Origin of the sequence: Campylobacter vicugnae (assembly GCF_002139875.1) — a bacterium.
Taxonomy (GTDB): domain Bacteria; phylum Campylobacterota; class Campylobacteria; order Campylobacterales; family Campylobacteraceae; genus Campylobacter; species Campylobacter vicugnae.
The window spans coordinates 1,534,145-1,551,299 of sequence record NZ_CP018793.1; the positions used below are offsets into that span (position 1 = coordinate 1,534,145).

Genomic DNA, 17,155 nt, shown 5'->3' on the forward strand with positions numbered 1-17,155 from the left:
TTTTAATCCTTACAAAGCGCTAAAAACTCATCTTCAAATTTGGTTATAAAACCTATAATTACATCTTTTACAGCTGGAGCAAATACGCAAATTGTTTTACCATCAAGCATAAAACAGATATCTTTTAGTATTTTTAGATCTTTTTTACTACCTTGGCCTTTGCAGATTCTTTCTACAACTCTCATACCCCAGCCACATCCTTCACGGCACGGAGTACACTGCCCGCAACTCTCCTCTGTATAAAACTCAAGCAAATTCAAAAGCACCTGCGGCATACTGACGCTATCATCAAACACCATCATACCACCAGTACCAAGAGCGCTTTTATACTCCCATAAATTTTCATAATCCAAAGTAGCCTTCATCACTTCATCTTTGGTCAATACTGCAGCTGATGAACCACCTGGAATTACAGCTTTTAACTCTCTATTTTTCCATACTCCGCCACCAAATTCATTTATAAAATCAATCATTTTAGTGCCAAATGGCATCTCTTTTACACATGGAGTATTAACACAGCCTGTAACTGCAAATAGCAAGGTTCCAGGTGATTTTTCTGTACCTACACTGCGATATTTTTCCCAGCCATTTTTAACTATAAAAGGTACGCTTGCAATTGTTTCGACATTATTTACCACACACGCACTACCAAATAAAAAATCAGGCTCAGCTCTATTGTGAGGCTTTAATCTTGGATGGCCTCTTTTTCCTTCAATACTTTCTAAAAGCGCACTTTTTTCTCCACAAATATAAGCCCCAGCTCCTTTACAAACTATAATATCTAAACCGCGTCTTTCATCTTTAGATTCATCAATTGCTCTTTGAATACTTTGAAGTTCTCTTTCATATTCGCCTCTTATATAGATATAGGCTCGCTCAGCACCAAGAGCATAAGCTGATATTATAATCCCTTCTATTAAAAGATGAGGATCAAGATTAAAAATATACTTATCTTTGCAAGTTCCCGGCTCACTCTCATCACCATTTACTACAAGGTAGCGTTTATCGCTTGGCCATGCGATCATATTTTTCCATTTTGTTCCACAGTGACCGCCGCCACCTCCCTTGCCTCTTAATCCGCTTTTGTCAATTGCATCTACAATATCCATTCTAGGCATTTTTAAGATTTCATCTAAATTTGCGTATGCTCCATTAGCTTTAGCTATTTCTATTTTATTGGCACCAGGTATATCAAATCTACTACTAACGACTTGCATTTTCTCTCCTTAGCCTATCTATTAACTCTGTTATACTCTCTTTTGTTAAATCACCAATTTGATCTAAATTGCATAACATACATGGAGCCTTTTCACAATACCCAAGACACTCGCTCTCTCCAATACTAAAAAGCCCATCGCTAGTAGTCTCTCCCATTTTAATACCTAGTAAATCCTCTGCAGCCTTGATCACTTCATCGCTACCTCTTAGCTTACAGGTGATAGTTTTACAAAATTTTAACTCATATTTACCTTTTGCAGATTCATTAAACATAGAGTAAAAACCCATAACTTCAGCAAAAAATATAGCCCTAATTCCAAGAGTTTTTTCTAAATATAATATATCTTCAGAACTTATAAATCCTTGTCTTCTTTGCAAAATCCAAAGAGCTGGTAAAACTAACGCTCTATCATCATCTACCTTATTTCGAAGGTCGTCTAAACGCTCAAGTTCATCTTTTGTAAATTCAAAACTCATCTATCTAGCTCTCCTGCAATTATGTTTATGCTACCTAAATTTAAGATACTATCAGCAATCAATCCGCCTCTTACCATATCACTAAATGCATTTAGCGCATAAAAACATGGTGGGCGAAGCTTAAGGCGATATGGCATAGTTCCACCATCGCTAACAATGAAAAATCCTAGCTCACCATTTCCACCCTCGCTCGCACCATAATAGTGGCCAACAGGGAGTTTAATTCCATCAAAAATAAGCTTAAAGTGGTTAATAAGAGCCTCAATATTCCCATATACTTCACTCTTTAGAGGGAGCATAATATCTTTATCTTTTATACAGATATCTCCATCTGGAATTCTTTTAATAGCTTGACGGATAATAGCAATGCTCTCTTTCATCTCATAAAATCGCACAAACATCCTATCATGGATATCTCCACAGCTTCCTACTGGGATATTAAAATCAAAGCTATCATAATAGTAATATGGCTTATCTTTTCTTAAATCATAATCTACGCCACTAGCTCTTAAATTTGGCCCTGTAAAACCATAACTTAAGGCATCTTCAGCACTAATTTTACAAATATTTTGAACCCTATCTAAGAAAATTCTATTTTTCTCTACAAGAGTAAGAGTATCATCAATACCCTTTTCAACCTCTTTTAAATAACCCAAAAGCTCACTTTGCCAACCATCATAAAAATCATGCGCCATTCCGCCAATTCTAGCAAATGAGTTGGTAAATCTAGCACCAGTAAGGCGAGATAAAAAATTATAAATCTTCTCTCTAGGATTATATAGATACCAGTAATTTGTAAGAGCACCCATATCTACAAACATCGCCCCAAGACAAACCTCATGATCTATAATGCGAGCTAACTCTCCTAAAATAACACGCATAAAAATCGCCCTATCAGGAATACTCACGCCTAAAATATCCTCCACAGCCTTAGCATATCCAACATTATTTAGCATCGCTGAGCAGTAATTAAGCCTATCAGTATATGGTATTATCTGTGCATATGTGTGAGTCTCACAGGATTTCTCAAAGCCTCTATGTAAATAACCTATTTCAGTTACACAAGCGGCAATTTTTTCACCATCAAGTGCCATAAAATTACGGATTGTACCATGTGTTGCAGGGTGAGATGGACCTATATTTAAAAATGTATATTTAATCTTAAATTCATCATTTTCTTCACTTGCAAGACCAAGAGATAGGAGCTGATCTCTCATCTCATCTACCAAGCTATCGCTTTGAGTGAGAATTTGATATTTATCAATTGGATAATCTTTTCTTAATGGATGACCTATAAAATCTTTATGATTTAAAATGCGTCTTAAATTTGGATGGTTTGCAAATTTAACCCCATATTGATCATAGCACTCTCTCTCAGCCCAGTTTGCACTTTTGTAAATTTGACTAACGCTTGCTATGCTCTCACTCTCATCAAGATCAACTTGAATAATAAAATTACTACCCTTTAAAGAGCTAAATATATAGTATAGACTAAATCTTTTTGGTTTATTTAAATTTAAATTATCCACACAAGCAATATCTGATAAAAGCTCAAATTTCATCTCATCACGAGCAAATTTAACAGCCTCTAAAATTTGCGCTTTATCAATTACTGCTGTTGTGATTTTATTAAATTCTGACGCCTTAGCGCTAAATTTAGATATAAAACTACTAAGCATCTAAAAGCCCCTTAAAATCTCTATGGCGATCTTTTATACTGCCAGCTTTAATCTTTTGCTGAATAGCTAAAATCGCATCAATTATCGCCTCAGGGCGTGGCGGACAGCCGCTTATATATGCATCTACTGGTATTATTTGATCTATGCCTTGTAGGGTTGTATAATTATCATAAAATCCACCACTGCTAGCACAGGCTCCCATACTTACAACCCATTTTGGCTCACACATTTGATCATATATCTCTTTTAAAATTGGAGCTTGTTTAAATGATATTGTCCCAGCTACTATCATAAGATCAGCTTGGCGTGGCGAAAATCTCATAACCTCTGCTCCAAAACGGCTTAAATCATGCCTAGATGATACAGCACTCATAAACTCAATAGCACAACATGCCGTTCCAAAGATCATAGGCCAAAGCGAATTTGATCTACCCCAATTAAAAAGCGCATCTAATCTGGTTAAAATTAGATCGTTTTTTACTAAATTTTCTATTCCCATCTTAGTATCTTCTTTTTATAAATATAATATAACCCTACAAGCAAGATGCCCATAAATACAAACATCTCAACCAAAGCATAAACTCCAAGCTCTCTAAGACTCACAGCCCACGGATACATAAAAACAGCTTCAATATCAAATATTACAAATACAATTGCAACTAAGTAATATTTGACATTTATGCTTGAGTTTATCCCACCATAAAAATTAACAATCCCGCTCTCATAAATTCTATCTTTTGAACTATTGCTTTTGCCGCTTGGGCCAATTTTTTTAGTAAAATAAAAGGCCACGCAAAGTGCTAAAATGATAAAAACATAGAGATACAGACTCCATACAAGATTACTCTCCAAAGCTTTTTCCTTGAAATTTACTCAAAATTTATTTAGCGGGATTCTATCTAAAATATCACTAGTTAATCAATATTATATATAAATTAATTTTTTATTTAAGGATTTGATTGATAAAATTTATTATTTAGTAAATTTAAAATTAAATTTAATAATTTTTCAAATACAAATTTAATATAAAAAGCCTTTAAATAGGGCATTTAAATAATTACTTATATAATACTTAAGTAATATTATTAATATTTTAATTTTTGATTTATTTGCTTATAGATAAGTAGAATTTAAATTCGTTCAAAAAACTATACCACATAAATAGTTTAAAAATTAAATTCAAAAGCAAAAGGCTTATAAATAGGCTAAATTTGTTAATAATTTTGCCTTAATGTGTAAAATCGTAACATAATTTAAATTTATATTTCTAATTTATACACTTTTTATCTTATTTTCTAATAAATATGATAGAATCCTACAATCTAAAATACATTTTATCCGGAGGTAGCATGAATAAAAAAGTGCTAAGTATAGTTATCTGGGCGGCGGTTGTATTTTTAGCCGTGCTTGGATTTGCCAAACTGACTATAGATAGAGGCGAGACAGTAAATGCTCTATGGTTTGTAGTTGCAGCTGTATGTATCTACTCTATAGCATATAGATTTTACGCTAAATACATAGCTCAAAAGGTTTTAGGACTAGATGACAAAAGAGCCACTCCAGCTGTTGTAAAAAACGATGGGCGTGACTTTGTGCCAACTAATAAAATAGTTCTATTTGGCCACCATTTTGCAGCGATCGCTGGTGCTGGACCGCTAGTTGGACCGATTCTTGCAGCGCAAATGGGTTATCTACCAGGTATGATCTGGCTTGTTGTAGGTGTTGTTATTGCTGGTGCAGTACATGACTTTGTAGTACTATGGTTATCAACTAGAAGAGATGGTAAAAGTCTTGGTGAGATGATCAAGCTAGAGCTTGGTAAAGGCGTTGGTACTGTAGCTATGATTGGAATTTTAGGCATTATGATGCTTATTGTTGCGATTTTGGCTTTAGTTGTTGTAAATGCTTTGGCTGAATCTCCATGGGGTCTATTTACAATAGCTATGACTCTTCCTATAGCAATTGTAATGGGTATTTGGATGAGATTTATCCGTCCAGGTAGAATAGGCGAGGCTTCTATATTTGGCTTTATCATGCTTATGCTTTCACTTTGGGGCGGACACTATGTAGCTGCTGATCCATACTGGGCAGATGTATTTACTATCACTCCAGTAAATTTAGCATTTATTACAATTGGCTATGGTTTTGTAGCAGCAATCTTACCAGTATGGCTACTTTTGGCACCTAGAGATTATCTATCTACATTCCTTAAAATTGGTGTTATTTTTGCAATGGCCTTAGTTATTGTATATCTTGGAATTGGCGACTTTGCTGGTAATCAAAATATCCAAGTAGCAATGCCAATGGTAACTAAATTTACAGATGGTACTGGCCCAGTATTTGCTGGTAAATTATTCCCGTTCTTGTTTATTACCATTGCTTGTGGTGCTATTAGTGGTTTCCACGCTCTAATCTCTAGTGGAACATCGCCAAAAATGCTAGAAAAAGAGACTCACGCTAAAATGGTAGGTTATGGCTCAATGCTTATGGAGTCAGCTGTTGGTGTAATGGCACTAATCGCAGCTATCATAATCACTCCAGATCTATACTTTGCTATCAATGTCGCTCCTGCTGGTTTGGGTACAACTGAAGCTATATCAGCAGCTAGAAGTGCTGGTGAGGTATTTGGGGTATTCCAAGGCGAAGCAAGTCAAAGCTACTTAGCAGGTATTAAAGCCGCTGCTGCTAGTATCAACGCATTTGCTGGAGATATCATCAAAATCACTCCAGAAATGGTAGAACAAAATATTCTAGCATTTACCAAAGAAGTTGGCGAGCCAAGTATTCTAAGTAGAACTGGTGGTGCTCCTACATTTGCTCTTGGTTTTGCTGTGCTTATCTCTAAAATGCCAAGTCTTGAAGGCACAATGGCGTTTTGGTATCACTTTGCTATCTTATTTGAGGCATTATTTATCCTTACAGCAGTTGATGCTGGTACAAGAGCTGGAAGATTTATGGTACAAGATGTTTTAGGTAACTTCTACAAACCAATGGCAAATATCAGCTCAGTTCCAATGGGTCTAATAGCCACTCTTTTATGTGTAGCTGGTTGGGGTTCTATATTATATATGGGTATCACCGATCCAACAGGCGGGGTTAAAGCATTATGGACGCTATTTGGTGTAAGTAATCAGCTTCTTGCTGGTATTGCTCTACTTTTAGCAGTAAGTGTTTTATTTAAAATGAAACGCGGAAAACTAGCTTGGGTAGTAGTTGTACCTGTAACTTGGGTTTTAATCTCAACTATGAGTGCAGGCGTGCAAAAGCTACTTCCAGCAAACGGCGAGAGAGTTCATGACTCAGTAAGCCATGTTGCTGCATATCAAAATAATAGTAAAAAAGCAGCTGATCTAATGGCAAAAATAGAGTCTGGAACTCTTGATGATGCACAGCTTGTAGCAGCTGAAAAAGCATATAAAGCAGCTAATCAAGTAGCTAGAAACAACCTAATTAACGCTATTTTATGTGCAGTATTTATGGGTATTACTATAATTGTTCTAATTGCTACTTTAAGAGTAGTTGCAAGAGCAATCAGTCAAAAAGAACCTCTAATCCCTCTAGCAGAATCGCCATATCTTAAGGCTGAAGATTATGAGGGCAAAGCTGGATGTGGTAGCCACCACTGCGGATGCGCTCATTAAGGAGCTAGTATGCAAATTTTGAGCAAGATAGCTATATTTTATAAAAAAATAGATAGGTTTTCCCACTTACTAGTGGGAATGCCTAGCTATGATAAATATGTAGAATATATGCAAAAATTTCATCCAAATGAAACCCCGCAAACTCAAAGAGAATTTTTCAAAGAGGCTTTAGAGAAAAAATATGGAGCAGGTAGCTCAAAATGCTGCTAAGAATCTGCCTACAATTGTAGGTAGATATTTTATAATTTAACATTATACTTTTGGGTTAGGCATTATTTTTAATCCTTTCAAACAGCTCCATCCACTGTTGCATTACAACTTCTTTACTAAATTTACTTTTAACTATCTCTTTGCTTTTTGCTCCCATTTTAACTCTTAGATTTTCATCACTCATTAGGATTTTTAGTTTATTAGCATATTCATTAAGGTTATTATCTTCTATTAGATATCCACTTTTTTCATCTTCTATTATATCTCTTGGACCAGTTGCAATATCAAATGATATAGTTGGTAATGCATAAGACTGAGCCTCTATAAGAACCATAGGAAGTCCTTCAAAATGGCTTGTCATAGCATATATACTAGCACTTAGATACTCACTCTCTACATCTTTAGTAAATGGTTTTAATATTATAGAGTTAGTTAAATTTAGATCTTTTATCTTATTTTCTATCTTCTCTTTTAACTCTCCATCTCCTACGATATGTAGTTTCCAATCTTTGAATTCACTGCTATCTTGAATTAATTTCCAAATATCTATTAAGCGAAGAAAGCCTTTTTCTTTTGATAGCCTGCCTACGCTTACAACTACTTTTTGTGAGTAATTAGTATTTAAATTTGAGATATTTGGGAGGAAATTTGGTATAAGTTCTATATTTTTATGATGACTTTTCCAAAAATCAATCTCTCCAGTAGCAATTAAGACTAAAGTATCAAAATAGTCATATCGTTTTAAATATCTCCCCTTAGATGCTGTGTGATTAATCCTTATATATTTTGTATTTTTATTTTTAAACAATGGAAAGTGCGGAGAGTTATTAAAAATTATAAAATCTTTATCTTTAAAATCACGCTTTAAAATGTAGCTTTCAATAAATTTATAAGACATTTTATAGAAGAAATTTTTACGCTTCTTATCAAAAGATTTTTGATGCATATAGCTTAATTTAACTCTATTATCAAGCTCAAAAGCATCTTTATCCCCACTTTTATAAAAACTCAAAATTTCTACATCTAATCCAATCTGCACATAAGCATTAGCTAGATTAGCTACAACTCTCTCGGCTCCACCTTTTAGAGTAATATCACCAATTGTTAATAAAATCTTCATTGCCAATTAACTCTTTTATTCTTTATAGTATCTAGATAAATTTGATGGTTTAATTCTAGCATTTCACGACTGTTTTCAGTATGATATAAATGATATGCAATCCCAGCAAATTTTATCCGTCTAAGCTCTCCACCATTAAACAAAAATCTAGCCACAAACTCGGAATCTTCCCTTCCCCAACCTACAAAACTCTCATTAAACCCACCAATTGCCATACAATCACTCTTATAAAAGCTCATATTGCAACCTCGAATTCCTTTAATAAAATCTTTTTTATTAAAAAAATCTGATTTAATAGCCCAGCTTTTATATATAAGCTTTGATAATATAGCATTGCGCGTAGATTTAAAGCTTTTAAACTCACAAACATTGCCCCCCCCTATAATAGAGGCTGTTTGACTTTCGTTTAAAACTACTCTTGAACCTTGTAAAAATTGATTTTTCTTAGCAAATTTAAGATGATCAAGGATAAAGCTTCTATCTAAAACCATATCCCCATCTATAATTATAATATATTCACTTTTTGCACTATTAATAGCTTTATTACGAATTTCGCTTAAGCGAAATCCTCTATCTTCATGCCAAATATGCTTTAATTCACAAGGAAAATTTTGCTTAAATTTGCTAATCAAATTTGCAGTATTCTTACCACTTCCATCATCAGCGATTAAAACCTCATTTGGCAAATAATCCAAACTTTCTATACTTTTTAAAACTTGTTCTAGATATTTTTCATTATTGTATGTGGTTACAACCAAACTCACACTTAGCATTTGATGATTTAACTCATATAATTTAGCATATTTAAAAAATGCACCAAGAGCATTACAAAAGCTAATTACAAAACCTTTATATCCATACATAAATCCACTTTTAAAAAAGTAATCTCTAATAAATTTCCATCCACCATGCAATACAGCACTAGCCATTGTGCTTGATTTATGCCTATTTTGCTTTGCCCATAAGGTGGAGTATTTTTGCATCTTATCTATTAAAACAGACATATTATCATAAGCATAATGCCTTAATCCATTTTTTAGCTTCACTACATTTAAATTGCCAACTTCTAAGCTCTCATGAACAAAATTTGAGTTAAATTTAGTTTTGGTTTTATTAAACAATCTTAATACAAAATCTGGATGCCAACCGCAAGCTTTTATCCATTCGCCTTTATAGAGATTTTTTCTAGGCATTGCATAGATATTATTTGGATTTAGTTCTAAATTTTCTAACTCTTTTAATGCACTTAACTCCAAAACCTCATCGCTATCAATGCTAAATATCCAATCATTACTAGCATAGCTAATAGCCAAATTCTTAAGAGGCCCAAAACCTATAAATTCACTAGAATATATCCTAAGATTACCAAATTTGTTTTTAAATTCATTTACAATTTTTAAGGTATCATCGCTACTTTGATTATCAAGCAATATTATCTCATCAAAGCCTTGCAAAGATTCCAAACACTCTTTGATAGTATCTTGAGCATTTTTAACTAAGATACAAACGCTAATCTTGGTACTAAGTTTCATATATTCCTCTAAATATTTAGGGTTTTGTATCTACTTTTTAGTGCCGATATGAACTTATCAATTTGCAAATTTAGATGTTTCATATCTGAGCTATTATCAATTACGAAATTAGCTAGACGGAGCTTCTCGTCGATTGATATTTGCGAATTTAATCTAACCTTGGCCTCATTTAAACTAATCCCATCTCGTAGCATTATGCGTTCTAAACAGATTGGCTCAAGTGCATAAACCACACAAACACTCTCAAACTCATTATAAGCTGGCGAACTCTCAAAGTATAAAGGTAGATCAACTAAATATGGTTTTTCTTTCTTTTCAAGTTCGCTAGCACTATCAAAAATTTGTTTTCTAATAAGCGGATGGAACATATTCTCAAGCCTTTTTTTAGCATTCTCATCGCTAAAAACTAGCTTACCAAGGCGCTTTCTATCAACCTTTTTATCACTTATAAATTCATTGCCAAATTCATTAGCGACTCTCTCCCAGCACTCATCTAAAAGCCCATGTGCAATCTCATCAGCATCAATCACGCTAAAGCCGTAAATTTTGAGCAAATTTACAACTGTGCTTTTGCCACTACCAATAACCCCAGTAATTACTATCGCATTTTTAAATTTACTCAATGGACGCTATGACCTCTACTTCTACTTTTACACCTTTTGGTAGCTCTTTTACTGCTACTGCACTTCTGGCTGGATATGGCTGACTAAAAAACCCTGCATAAACTTCGTTCATAGCACCAAATTCACTCATATCGGTTAAAAATACTGTAGTTTTTACAATATTTTTATAGCTTAAATTTAGCTCTTCTAAAATCCCACCTACATTTTTTAAAGCTTGAGTAGTTTGAGCCTTGATATCATCTCCTATAACTTCGCCAGAGTTTGGATCTAGCGGTATTTGACCACTGCAATATACTAAATTTCCTACTACTTTATATGCACTATATGGGCCAATTGCTTTTGGATAATTTGCCATTTTTATTTCCTTAATAAAATTTGGGTTATATTAGCATAAAATAAGTTCAAATTTGCTAAAATTAAGCTAAATTTTATTATATAAAAAGGATGGATTATGCAAGATTATAAGGGGTTTTATAAGGCCGCCTTTAAACTTTTTGATGGTAGAGTTTATAAAGACTATTTGCGTCGATTCTGCTATGGAGTAGAAGCGTCGTGCTACTCATATGTACCTAAACTCGTACTAATGCTAAAAAGTGAAAGCGAGATTATAAAAGCTTTTGAATTATCACGCAAATTTAATACCCCACTATGCTTTAGAGGTGCAGGAACTAGTCTAAGCGGTCAAAGCTCATGTGATACAGTGCTAGTTTGTCTAGATTTTTGCTGGGATCATATGAAGGTAAATAGCGATGCTAGCTCTATTGCTTTAGGTTGTGGTGTTATTGGTGAAAATGCAAATAAAGCCCTAAAACCTCTAGGCAAAAAAATCGGCCCAGATCCAGCCACTATCGCTGCAGCACAAATAGGCGGAATAGTAAATAATAACTCAAGTGGAATGTGCTGTGGAGTTAAGCAAAACTCATATAATACATTAAAATCAATTAGAGTAATTCTAGGCGATGGAACCATCCTTGATAGCTCAGATGCATTAAGTGTAGCTAGTTTTAAAATTAGCCATAAAGAGCTTATAGATAAAGTCTTAAATTTACGCTCTGAAATCATTAATGACAAAGAGCTTTGTGAATTAATAAAACGCAAATATAAGATCAAAAATACAACTGGATATAGCATTAATGCTCTTTTAGATTATAGTGATCCAATCGATATTATCACTCATTTATTTATTGGTAGTGAAGGAACATTGGGCTTTGTAAGTAGTGTTGAGCTTGAGTGCGTTGATGATGAAAAATATAAGGCCTGTGCGCTTTTATTTTATGATGATATATTAAAGGCTGCTAAGGTTGTAGAGATTTTAGCCAAATTTGAAGATGAGATCTCAAGTGCTGAAATAATGGATTATGGCTCTCTCAAAGCTGCTTCTAAATTCAAAGGAGTAGATCAGATACTCCCAGATATAAATGAAGGCGAGGTATGTATCTTAATCCAAAGCCAAAATAATAATGAAAAACTACTAAAAGAACAAGTAGATAAGATAAAAAACGCTATAAAAGATTATCCGACAAGCCACAAGGCTAAATTTAGCTTTGATGAGAGTGAATTTGCTAATTGGTGGAAGATTAGAAAAGGTATTTTCCCAATAGCAGCAAGTGCAAAAAGGCCAGGAAGTAGCGTTATAACCGAAGATATCTGCTTTGAGATTAAAGATCTTGGAGAGGGGATTAAAAAACTTCAAGAGCTATTTGATAAGCATGGATTTAAAGATAGTGCTATAATTTTTGGTCATGCTTTAGCTGGCAATCTACACTTTATCATCACTCCAAATTTAAGTCAAAATGTAGAATTTCAAAACTTTTCAAATTTAGTCAAAGATATGTCTATAATGGTATCAAACTTTGGTGGAAGTATTAAGGCTGAACATGGAACTGGCAGAATGGTTGCACCATTTGTAGAGCTAGAATGGGGAGCTAAAGCTTATGCTATAAATAAAAAGATTAAAGAGATATTTGACCCGCATACTCTAATCAATCCAGATGTTATAATCAGCGATGATAAAGATATATTCAAAAAAAATATAAAGCAATCAGCACTTATTGGAAATGAATTTGATGAGTGTGTAGAGTGTGGATTTTGTGAAAAAAACTGCCCATCTAATAAATTAACCCTAAGCCCACGCCAAAGAATTGCTCTAAAACGAGAAATGCAAAGATTAGGCTCACTAAATGACAAGGCTAGCAAAAAATTGCTAAAAGAGTTAAAAGATGGCGCAAAATACTTCTTAAATGAGAGTTGTGCGGCCTGTTCTATGTGTGAAGAGTTATGTCCTGTAGGTATAAATACAGCAAACCTAGCCCTAAACGAACGCAAAGTAAATGCTAGTGATTTTAGCAAAAAAACTGCTGAGTTGGCTAAAGCAAACTTCTCTTTAGCTCTAAATGGAGCCAAATTTGCCCTATCAGCTGCAAATTTACTAAACTCAAATTCAATTCGCAAACTCTCTTTTAAAGCTAATTTAGCTATAAAAACTCCGGTTCTTAAAGAGTATCTACCAAGAAAAAATAGCTATAAACTGCGTGATAAAAATTATGGCTTTGATGAGAGTGTGGTATATTTTTCAAGCTGTCTAAATAGAGCCTTTGCTCCAAATAAAAATCTAAATGATAAACGCCCTATTCAAGAGGTATTTGAATCGCTATGCAAAAAAGCTAAGATAAATGTAATCTATCCTGAGCAAATTGATGATATCTGCTGCGGAAAAATATTTACCAATTATCCAGATACAAAAGAGCTAAATAGAGCTAAAAATATTGATATATTAAGAGAAGCTACAAAAGATGGTAAATATCCTGTAGTAATTGACCATGGTGCGTGTTCATATGAGCTTATCAAATCCCTTAAAGATAGGTTTGAAATTTATGATTTAAGTGAGTATTTACTTAAATTTATCTCTACAAGACTTTCTATTGTCCCAATAAATGACACAATAGGACTATATACAATGTGTGCTAGTAAAAAACTTGGACTTGAAGATACTATGATGAGTTTAGCTAAGCTTTGCACTAAAGGGCAAGTTATAGTCCATAGTGATACTGCGTGTTGTGGATTTGCTGGATATAAAGGGTTTTTTACTCCACAATTAAACATACACGCTACAACTAAATTTAAGAGATTTTATAAAAATAGCGCTATTAATATAGGCTTTAGCAACTCTAGCACATGCGAAATTGGACTAAGCGAAGCTAGCTCATTTAGCTGGCAACATATCGCTTATTTGTTAGATAGCGTTAGCATTAGCCAAAAATAAGTTCAAATAGTGTAAAATCACGAAATTTAAAAGAGGTGAAAAATGATAAGTTATAAAGACGCAGGCGTAGATATAGATGCTGGAAATAGCTTTGTTGAGAGGATTAAACCATTTGTTAAATCGACTCTAACTCCAAATGTAATAGGTGGAATAGGATCATTTTCTGGAGCATTTAGACTTCCAAGCGGATATAAAAAACCAACACTTCTAGCTGCAACTGATGGCGTAGGAACAAAACTTCGCCTAGCAATAGATAGCGGCAAATTAGATAGTGTGGGGATTGATCTAGTTGCAATGTGCGTCAATGATTTAATATGCAATTTTGCTACTCCGATGTTTTTTTTGGATTACTATGCTACTGGCAAACTTGATATCAACTCAGCCAAAGAGGTAGTAAGCGGAATCGCCAAAGGATGTGTGCAAGCTAAATGTGCTTTAATTGGCGGAGAGACAGCTGAGATGCCAAGTATGTATAGCTCAGGGGATTTTGATTTAGCTGGATTTGCTGTAGGAATTGCTGAAGAAGATGAGATAGATAGAACTAAATTTGTAAATGAAGGCGATATCTTAATAGCTCTTCCAAGTTCTGGTTTGCATTCAAATGGATTCTCACTAGCGCGTGCTGTGATAAAAAAAGAAAAGTTAAATTTAGGTGATGAGTTTGAAGGTAGGACACTTTTAGAGACATTATTAGAGCCTACTAGAATTTATGTAGATGAGTTTTTACGACTTAAAGATAGCATAAATGCAATGGCGCATATAACTGGCGGGGGTATAGTAGAAAATCTACCAAGAGTACTTCCAAATGGCCTTGGTGCAAAAGTGCAAAGAAAAGCTATAAAAACACCAAAAATATTTGACCTTATTGCCAAAAGCGTAGAACAAAGCGAAATGGATAGAACATTTAACTGCGGTGTAGGAATGGTGCTAGTAGTACCAAAAGATAAAGCTGATTATGTATTAGCTAATAGCGATGGATATATAATCGGCCAGATTATCAAAGGTAGTGGCGTAGAGATGGTTTAATCTCTTTTATCTATATCCTAAAGTTATCTTGCTTTAGGATATAGATTATTCTATTTATCTGTAGTTCCTCCAAGTAGCGGTACAAATACACACTCTCCTAAAGTTTTGCAATTTATCTGATTACCAGATTTTTTATATTGAGTTATATATTGCTTGCCATCTTTAGCCACAGGTGCTACTAAAATTCCACCATCTCTTAACTGCTCAAAAAGCCTATCTGGAACTACATCACAAAAACAACTAAGAATAATCCTATCATATGGAGCATAGCTTCTCCATCCTAAATTCCCATCATCAAAACGAATAAATACATTATTTATTCCTAGATTCTTCATCAATGATTTAGCTGAATTTGCTAACGCTTCAATCCTTTCAACGCTAAAAACTCTTCTTGCAATCTTAGCTAAAATTGCTGCTTGATATCCGCTACCACATCCAATCTCTAAGATATTATCGCAATTTTCAGCCTCCAAAGCCATAGTCATCTTAGCCACAGTCAGCGGCGAGCTAATCCATTGATTAGAGCCAATCGGATGAGCATCTAACTTAAAAGCATTAATAGAAACAGGAACAAATGGAGTCCTTGGAGTAGTGCTAAATGCCCTATATACCATCGGACTAAGCTCTACTAAATTAGCTATTTCATCGCTCATTTTTTGACATTTTGCTGCTTCTAAACTACTCATTATCCATCCATTGTCTAAAATTATTAATCAAATTTATATCAAATTTCTTACTTTTTGCTCTGCTACCATTAGGACAAAAAACCATATTAAATTTCAAATCCATATCGCTACACGCTATAACAAAGCATCTATTTTGCAAAGCTAAAGCTTGAGAAAGCACCTCATAATGCTCACTTCTAGACTCACCCCACATAGCTGGAACTAAGATTATATCGGCACCTTTTAATCTATTCCAAAGCTCTATAAATCTAAGTTCAAAGCAGATTAAAACACCAATATTAACTCCGGCAATGGAGTTAATTTTAATTTCATCTGCAACGCCAGCTTTAAATATTCTATCTTCGCCATTTAGCTTAAATAACTTATGCTTGTTTTGGCTAAACTCAACCCCATTGCTACTAAGCAAAACAAACTCATTATATCCATTGCTATGATAGCTAAATCCAAGATAGGCTCCAGGTTTGAGACTATTAATTAAATTTAGCTTTAGATCTTCTTCAAACTTCTTTCCGAGACTCTCATATCCACTCACACACAACTCGCCACAAAGTGCTAAATCTCCACTACTTAAAGAGCTAGCAAACTCACAAAGCTCACTAGCCCTACAAATCGCCCCTAAAGAGTTTAGCGTATGTGATTTAAGATTAGAAATCATCAAAGCTTAGGCTGCCCTTGCTATAGTTTGTTACCTTGCTTTCAAAGAAATTTGACTTTTGGTCATTAAATTTAGCAAAATCATCAACCCATTTAATTGGATGGCTGACATTATAGAGCTTTTTAAGACCAATTGATGTTAATCTATCATCAATTAGATATTTGATATATTGATCGATGATATCATCAGTAAATCCCATTATTTGGTTTTGCGTGATATATTTTCCCCACTCAATCTCTAGCTCTCCAGCCTTTTGAAACATATCATAAATTTTAGCCTCAATTTGTGGAGTAAATAGATCTGGACGCTCCTTACGAACTGAGTTTATCATATTTTGAAATAACAATAAGTGAGTAATCTCATCACGCTGAATAAAGCGAATCATCTGTGCTGAGCCTAGCATTTTTCCAGCTCTTGCTAAGGCATAAATAGCAGTAAATCCACTATAGAAATATACCCCTTCTAGAATTTGATTTGCTACCATTGCTAAAAGTAGCTTCTCATCGGTTACATCTCCAGCTAGCTCTTCATATACGCTTGAGATATAATCATTTTTGCGTCTTAAGACATCATCGTGCTTTTCCATCTCATATATTAAATCGGTATTATCGCAAATTGCCTCTACCATTACAGCATAACTTTTTGAGTGGTTAGCCTCTTCATAGGCTTGGCGTGCTAATACGGCATTTATCTCTGGAGCAGTTATGTATGGGTTTATATTATCAGCTAGGTTATTTGTTTGAAAGCTATCCATTGAGATCAGCTGAGACCAAACTAGATCATACATTCTCTTTTCAGCTGTTGTTAGATTACAAGCATAGTCACGCACATCATCGGTGGTATCGACTTCTTTTGGGAACCAAGTATTAGCCTCCATAATATCCCAAAGCTTAAGCGCCCAAGTATATTTTGCTTTTGTAAAATTTAAAATTCCATGCGGATTGCCATTAAAAACCTTACGGTCATTTAGCGTCTCATCAGAGCTTGGATTATATATCTTTTTTCTATGCATTTAAATTCCTTTCA

Annotated in this window: 16 protein-coding genes; 4 read left to right on the top strand and 12 right to left on the bottom strand. The window is 34.2% G+C overall.

Going from position 1 to position 17,155, the window contains the following annotated elements; all coding sequences use genetic code 11:
- Window positions 1-2: 2 nt before the first annotated feature.
- The 5 genes from nuoF to CVIC12175_RS08055 are packed head-to-tail and all read right to left on the bottom strand — an operon-like array spanning window position 3 to window position 4,226.
- Window positions 3-1,217, bottom strand: coding sequence for an NADH-quinone oxidoreductase subunit NuoF (nuoF, locus tag CVIC12175_RS08035; RefSeq protein ID WP_086256872.1), 1,215 nt, complete (start codon window positions 1,215-1,217; stop codon window positions 3-5).
- Window positions 1,204-1,695, bottom strand: a complete 492-nt coding sequence (locus CVIC12175_RS08040; RefSeq protein WP_086316007.1) for an NADH-quinone oxidoreductase subunit NuoE family protein — start codon at window positions 1,693-1,695, stop codon at window positions 1,204-1,206. Before CVIC12175_RS08040 ends, nuoF begins: the two co-directional genes overlap by 14 nt.
- Window positions 1,692-3,374 (bottom strand): NADH-quinone oxidoreductase subunit D, encoded by a 1,683-nt coding sequence (locus CVIC12175_RS08045; protein WP_086316008.1) that lies wholly within the window; start codon window positions 3,372-3,374, stop codon window positions 1,692-1,694. The genes CVIC12175_RS08040 and CVIC12175_RS08045 overlap by 4 nt, the downstream gene beginning before the upstream one ends.
- Window positions 3,367-3,873 carry an NADH-quinone oxidoreductase subunit B gene (locus CVIC12175_RS08050; protein ID WP_086247471.1) on the bottom strand — a complete coding sequence of 169 codons (507 nt, stop codon included), beginning with the start codon at window positions 3,871-3,873 and terminating at the stop codon, window positions 3,367-3,369. Before CVIC12175_RS08050 ends, CVIC12175_RS08045 begins: the two co-directional genes overlap by 8 nt.
- The gene (locus tag CVIC12175_RS08055; RefSeq protein WP_086316009.1) at window positions 3,864-4,226 is read right to left on the bottom strand and encodes an NADH-quinone oxidoreductase subunit A; all 363 of its coding nucleotides are present in this window, start codon (window positions 4,224-4,226) and stop codon (window positions 3,864-3,866) included. Before CVIC12175_RS08055 ends, CVIC12175_RS08050 begins: the two co-directional genes overlap by 10 nt.
- 497 nt (window positions 4,227-4,723) lie before the next feature.
- Between CVIC12175_RS08055 and CVIC12175_RS08060 the strand changes: the two genes are divergently transcribed.
- Together CVIC12175_RS08060 and kcuS are read left to right on the top strand one after the other, a co-directional pair.
- A complete protein-coding gene (locus CVIC12175_RS08060) occupies window positions 4,724-7,015 on the top strand; it encodes a carbon starvation CstA family protein (RefSeq protein ID WP_086316010.1) in 2,292 nt (763 codons plus the stop codon).
- 9 nt (window positions 7,016-7,024) lie between these two features.
- Window positions 7,025-7,225: a KCU-star family selenoprotein gene (kcuS, locus tag CVIC12175_RS08065; RefSeq protein WP_086247468.1), complete on the top strand. Its 201-nt coding sequence runs from the start codon at window positions 7,025-7,027 to the stop codon at window positions 7,223-7,225.
- Between the two features lie 55 nt (window positions 7,226-7,280).
- Here kcuS and CVIC12175_RS08070 read toward each other — a convergent pair whose 3' ends face one another.
- The 4 genes from CVIC12175_RS08070 to CVIC12175_RS08085 are packed head-to-tail and all read right to left on the bottom strand — an operon-like array spanning window position 7,281 to window position 10,855.
- Window positions 7,281-8,345: a glycosyltransferase family 4 protein gene (locus CVIC12175_RS08070; protein ID WP_086316032.1), complete on the bottom strand. Its 1,065-nt coding sequence runs from the start codon at window positions 8,343-8,345 to the stop codon at window positions 7,281-7,283.
- A complete protein-coding gene (locus CVIC12175_RS08075; protein WP_086303031.1) occupies window positions 8,342-9,877 on the bottom strand; it encodes a glycosyltransferase family 2 protein in 1,536 nt (511 codons plus the stop codon). Before CVIC12175_RS08075 ends, CVIC12175_RS08070 begins: the two co-directional genes overlap by 4 nt.
- 8 nt (window positions 9,878-9,885) lie before the next feature.
- Window positions 9,886-10,500, bottom strand: a complete 615-nt coding sequence (coaE, locus tag CVIC12175_RS08080; protein ID WP_086256020.1) for a dephospho-CoA kinase — start codon at window positions 10,498-10,500, stop codon at window positions 9,886-9,888.
- A complete protein-coding gene (locus CVIC12175_RS08085) occupies window positions 10,493-10,855 on the bottom strand; it encodes a RidA family protein (protein ID WP_086254656.1) in 363 nt (120 codons plus the stop codon). Before CVIC12175_RS08085 ends, coaE begins: the two co-directional genes overlap by 8 nt.
- A 96-nt stretch (window positions 10,856-10,951) precedes the next feature.
- Between CVIC12175_RS08085 and CVIC12175_RS08090 the strand changes: the two genes are divergently transcribed.
- Entirely contained in the window at window positions 10,952-13,762 is a 2,811-nt protein-coding gene (locus CVIC12175_RS08090) for an FAD-binding and (Fe-S)-binding domain-containing protein (protein WP_086303034.1), read from the top strand.
- A 42-nt stretch (window positions 13,763-13,804) separates the two neighbouring features.
- Complete coding sequence (purM, locus tag CVIC12175_RS08095; RefSeq protein WP_086303036.1) at window positions 13,805-14,788, top strand: phosphoribosylformylglycinamidine cyclo-ligase; 984 nt, start codon at window positions 13,805-13,807, stop codon at window positions 14,786-14,788.
- Between the two features lie 50 nt (window positions 14,789-14,838).
- On the opposite strand, the gene CVIC12175_RS08100 is transcribed toward purM, so the two are convergent.
- The 3 genes from CVIC12175_RS08100 to CVIC12175_RS08110 are packed head-to-tail and all read right to left on the bottom strand — an operon-like array spanning window position 14,839 to window position 17,141.
- Window positions 14,839-15,474, bottom strand: a complete 636-nt coding sequence (locus CVIC12175_RS08100; protein ID WP_086254659.1) for a protein-L-isoaspartate(D-aspartate) O-methyltransferase — start codon at window positions 15,472-15,474, stop codon at window positions 14,839-14,841.
- On the bottom strand, window positions 15,467-16,129 hold the full coding sequence (locus tag CVIC12175_RS08105) for a carbon-nitrogen hydrolase family protein (RefSeq protein ID WP_086256876.1): 663 nt from the start codon (window positions 16,127-16,129) through the stop codon (window positions 15,467-15,469). The genes CVIC12175_RS08100 and CVIC12175_RS08105 overlap by 8 nt, the downstream gene beginning before the upstream one ends.
- Window positions 16,119-17,141 (bottom strand): ribonucleotide-diphosphate reductase subunit beta, encoded by a 1,023-nt coding sequence (locus tag CVIC12175_RS08110; RefSeq protein WP_086256877.1) that lies wholly within the window; start codon window positions 17,139-17,141, stop codon window positions 16,119-16,121. Before CVIC12175_RS08110 ends, CVIC12175_RS08105 begins: the two co-directional genes overlap by 11 nt.
- Window positions 17,142-17,155 lie beyond the last annotated feature (14 nt).